At 64.1% G+C, this 4,434-nt stretch carries 5 protein-coding genes; 1 reads left to right on the forward strand and 4 read right to left on the reverse strand.

From position 1 onward, the window contains the following. Both AC3VI7_RS12205 and AC3VI7_RS12210 read right to left on the reverse strand, forming a co-directional pair. Nucleotides 1-420: LysR family transcriptional regulator (locus tag AC3VI7_RS12205; protein ID WP_489669888.1), on the reverse strand; the 420-nt coding region annotated here is incomplete at its 3' end. Continuing rightward, the gene (locus AC3VI7_RS12210) at nt 417-2,747 is read right to left on the reverse strand and encodes a heavy metal translocating P-type ATPase (protein ID WP_489669887.1); all 2,331 of its coding nucleotides are present in this window, start codon (nt 2,745-2,747) and stop codon (nt 417-419) included. The genes AC3VI7_RS12205 and AC3VI7_RS12210, both read right to left, overlap by 4 nt. Before the next feature lie 61 nt (nt 2,748-2,808). On the opposite strand from AC3VI7_RS12210, the gene AC3VI7_RS12215 reads away from it, so the two are divergent. Then, entirely contained in the window at nt 2,809-3,009 is a 201-nt protein-coding gene (locus AC3VI7_RS12215) for a heavy-metal-associated domain-containing protein (protein ID WP_489669886.1), read from the forward strand. Here AC3VI7_RS12215 and AC3VI7_RS12220 read toward each other — a convergent pair. Both AC3VI7_RS12220 and AC3VI7_RS12225 read right to left on the reverse strand, forming a co-directional pair. Beyond that, on the reverse strand, nt 2,996-4,258 hold the full coding sequence (locus AC3VI7_RS12220) for an ATP-binding protein (protein WP_489669885.1): 1,263 nt from the start codon (nt 4,256-4,258) through the stop codon (nt 2,996-2,998). The two genes, AC3VI7_RS12215 and AC3VI7_RS12220, sit on opposite strands and share 14 nt — an antisense overlap. Next, the coding region (locus AC3VI7_RS12225; protein WP_489669884.1) for a hemerythrin domain-containing protein at nt 4,255-4,434 on the reverse strand (180 nt) is incomplete at its 5' end. The genes AC3VI7_RS12225 and AC3VI7_RS12220, both read right to left, overlap by 4 nt.

Here is a 4,434-nt window from a genome sequence, read left to right on the forward strand (position 1 = left end):
CTCGCCGGTGCGCAGCATCTCCAGCAACTTGACGGTGAAGTTCTCGTGCAGCAACAGCGGCATCTGCGGCACTCGGGCAATGGCTTGGCGCACCAGCTCAGGCAACAGATACGGCCCAATCGTGTAGATGATGCCCAGCCGCAGCGCGCCTGAAAGCGGGTCTTTGCCGCGCCGCGCCAGCTCTTTGATCATGGCGGCGTTGTCCAGCGTCACCTGCGCTTGGCGCACGATCACCGCGCCCAAGGGTGTCACGCTCACCTCGTTGCCGCCACGCTCAAACAGTTTCAAGGCCAGCTCGTCTTCAAGCTTGCGCACCGCCACCGACAAGGTCGGCTGCGAGACAAAACAAGCTTCCGCCGCCCGCCCAAAATGCCGCTCCCGCGCCACGGCCACGATGTAACGAAGTTCAGTAAGGGTCATGGACCGGGAGTGTGCTTCAAAGCAGGCCGCCAGCGCGCCAGTCGCAGCGCGTTGCCGATCACGCTGACGCTGCTGGCGGCCATGGCGGCACCGGCGATGACGGGGTTGAGCAGGCCCATGGCGGCCAGCGGGATGCCGATCACGTTGTAGAGAAAGGCCCAGAACAGGTTTTGGTGCAGGGTGCGGGTGGTGCGGCGCGACAGGTCGATGGCGTCGGCCACGCTGCTTGGGTCGCTGCGCACCAAGGTGATGCCGGCGCTGTGCATCGCCACATCGGTGCCGCTGGCCATGGCGATGCCCACGTCCGCCGCAGCCAGCGCCGGCGCGTCGTTCAGGCCATCACCCACCATGGCCACGATGTGCCCTTGGGCTTGCAGGGCGCGGATGGCTTCGGCCTTGTCGGCCGGCAGCACCTCGGCGCGTACTGCGTCGATGCCGAGCTGCGTGGCGATGCCTTGCACGGCGCTCAGGTGGTCGCCGCTGAGCAGCATGGTTTTGACCCCCAGCGCATGCAACTGCGCCACCGCCGCCTTGGCCCCCGGTTTGAGCTGATCGCCAAACGCCAGCAGGCCGAGGAGCTCACCCACCGTTCGCCCTGAGCTTGTCGAAGGGCCGGGTCGAACGGCCGTGCTGGCGAGCCACGCCACCGTCAGGCCTTGGGCTTGAAGATCGGTGGCGCGGGGGTGAAGGGCGCTCAGATCAACACCCAGCTCCGTCATCCAGCGCTGGCTGCCCATCTTCAGGGCCTGACCGGCGACGTGGGCTTCGATGCCGCGACCGGGGACGGCGTGCCATTGTTCGGCGCTGAGCTCCGCCAAACCTTGCGCCGCTTTGAGCACCGCCCGGGCCAAGGGATGTTCGCTGCCGCGCTGCAAGGCGCTGGCCATGCGCAAGAGCTGCGCAGCATCGAGGCCGCTGCCGGGCTGCACGTCGAGGGCTTCAAGGCTCGGCTGGCCCAAGGTCAGGGTGCCGGTTTTGTCGAACACCACCCAATCGATGCGCCGCGCCAGCTCCAGCGCTTGGGCGTCCTTGATGAGGATGCCGTGGCGGGCGGCAGCGCCGGTGCCGACCATCATTGCTGCCGGCGTGGCCAGGCCCAAGGCGCAGGGGCAGGCGATGACCAGCACGGCCACGGCGTTGAGCAGGGCTTGGGTCCAGTCAGCATGCAGGCCCCCCCAGCCCAAGCCCCAAGCCAGCAAGGTCAGCAGCGCCAGCACGATCACCACCGGCACAAAGACCGCGCTGATGGCATCGACGCGGTGTTGGATCGGGGCTTTCTTGGCTTGGGCCGATTCGACCAGCCGGATGATGCGCGCCAAGGTGGTCTCGGTGCCCACGGCCCGAACCCGCAGCACCAGCCGACCTTCACCGTTCACCGCCCCGCCCGTGACCACATCGCCTTCTTGGCGCGCCACCGGCAGGCTCTCGCCGCTCAGCAGCGACTCGTCCAGATGACTGCGGCCTTCCAAAATCACCCCGTCCACCGGCACGCGCTCGCCCGGACGCACCACCACGCGGTTGCCAACGCGCAACTGGCGCAGCGCCACCGTGCTTTCCTGACCATCGGGCCCCAGCACTTGAGCCACGTCGGGGCTCAGGGCGCGCAGGGCGGTGATGGCGGCCAAGGTGCGGTGCTTGGCGCGCGCTTCGAGCCACTTGCCCAGCCGCACCAAGGTGATGACGACGGCGGCGCTTTCAAAGTAGAGATGTGGCGGATGCAGGTGATCGCCATGACCCATGCCATCCATGCTGCTCAGCCACAACCCGAGCGACAAGCCAAAGGCGGCGCTGGTGCCGATGGCGACCAACAAATCCATGTTGCCGCTGCCGGCGCGCAGCGCGTGCCAGCCGGCGCGGTAAAAACGCGCCCCCAGCACAAACTGCACCGGGGTGGCCAAGAGCAACTGCCAGCCGCCCGGCAGCATCCAGTCCAAGCCCCAAGGTGCGGCCAGCATGGGCAACAGCAGCGGCAGCGAGAGCAGGGCGGCCAGCGCCACTTGCTGGCCTTCGCTCAGCCAAGGCGTAGGGTGACGGTTTGGATCGGAGTGGTCGCCGATGTCTTCGTTGGAATCTTCTTGCAGCACATGGGCGTCAAAACCAGCCTTGCGGATGGCAGCACTCAGCTGCTCCGTGTCGGGCACGGGGCCGTCGGCGCGCCATTCGATGCGCGCACTTTCGGTGGCCAGATTGACTTCAGCCAGCGTCACGCCGGCTTGCTTGAGCAAGGTTTTTTCAACGCGCCGCACGCACGAAGCGCAGCTCATGCCGTCGATGGCGAGGGTGCAACTCAGAGTGCTGGAAGAGGTGCTGGAAGGGTCGGTGTCCATTTCAGCGATCATCGCACTTCCGTAGGCTTAAGCCCCCAAGGGTATTTTCAGGAGACTCACCATGACTGCGTTGATCGAACTCACGTTGCCCGACATGAACTGCGGCCACTGTGTCGCCACCATCACCCGCGTGCTGACCGAACAAGACCCCGAAGCCCGCATTGAGCCGGACCTCACCACCAAGCGGGTGCGTTTCACCACCGAGCTCAGCGAGGCCAGCCTACGCAGCTTGCTCGACGACGAAGGCTTTACGCCGGCTTAGACACGGCTCCCGTGAGGGCAGAGAGGTCTTGGGCGTAGAGCGTCAGACAAAGTTCGAGATCGCTGATGACCTCGTAAAGCGGGCGTTGGCCGGACAAGGCTTCACTTTCGCGCAAGATCATCTCAACGCCGAAGCCCCGCCGGTCCATCAGATAGCCTTTGCCCAAACTGGGGTCATCGACCGGGTAATAGCGCGACAGCAAACTGGCCAGAATTTCGTTGCGCGGTACGGAGAGGCGGCTCATGGAATCCAGCGACAGCGTGTTGGGCAAAACGCCGGGTGAATGGATCTCTAGCCGGTCGCGGAACATGAATAGGCGAATCCGCTGGGCGTGCATCGAGTAATCGCGGTGCGCCACCGCATTGACGATGGCTTCAAACACGGCCCCCAAGTGGTATTGCGGGTAATCCACGCGTCCCAAAGGCTTGCGGGCCACCGTTTGCATATTGCGCCGTACAAAATGGAAAGCATCCAGGATCTGTCGATCCAGGGGACCTTGGATATCCTGCGCATCGATCTGTTCGTTGGGGTGATTGCGGGTGCCGGCATAAGCGACCGCGAGGATTTCGACACTCGGTAGCCAGCGGGCCGGCTGAGGCGTACACAGCAACACCCCCGCCACCGTGGGACGGGGTTCGCCGTCGCTCTGTTGCAGCAAATGCAGCCGCCCCAGCTGTGTCAAGACATCGCCCTGATCGGGTTTGATGAAACGCCGCAACAACAGCGCGTCGAGATCATCAAAGTGGCAGCGAGGAACGGCTTGTTCTTCAAAACGGATGATGCGTGCCTGACTGCGTTGCTGAAACAACCGGGCCAGGGCGTCGGGCGGCAGTTCACGTTTGGCGTGTCCGACCCGCCGAAAATAACCGTTGGCACTTTGATGTACCCATAGGCTTTGCGGCACTTCCACCACGATCACCGGCTGCATGGCACCGTGACCATCGGGCAGTTCTACGTGGTGGGTGACCACATCCAGCGGTGGTTTGATGCGGTCGTTGCAAAGGGCCGTTAACCAAGCTTCGACGCGGTCAAGGTGGGCCAAAGCAATGCCGGTGATCGTCCGGCTCTTGTCATCCACCCCCAAGATGATCAGCCCGCCTTTGGCATTGGCCAAGGCCGCCAGCTCGTCCGAAAGCCCATCGGGATGCGGTTCGATGGTTTTCCCGTCGTCACGCACGAGCAGTTTTTTCAGCTCCAACGTCGAGTCTTCGCCCAAGAGAATACGTTGCAGCAGGTGGTCGATCTTCATGCTTCGGTGTTGTAGCCGACCGAACTCATGTGAAACGCCAAGGCGGCGTCAGCTCCTTGGGCGTGTTGGCTGAACCATTCGACCAGTTCGGGCAACAAGCGGCCGATCAGCTCGCCGCTGCCGTTTTCAAGCACTTGTCGGCGGATGTCTTGCAGCAGATCGAGCACTTGGCGGTG

The organism is Leptothrix toolikensis (SeqCode), assembly GCF_057922285.1.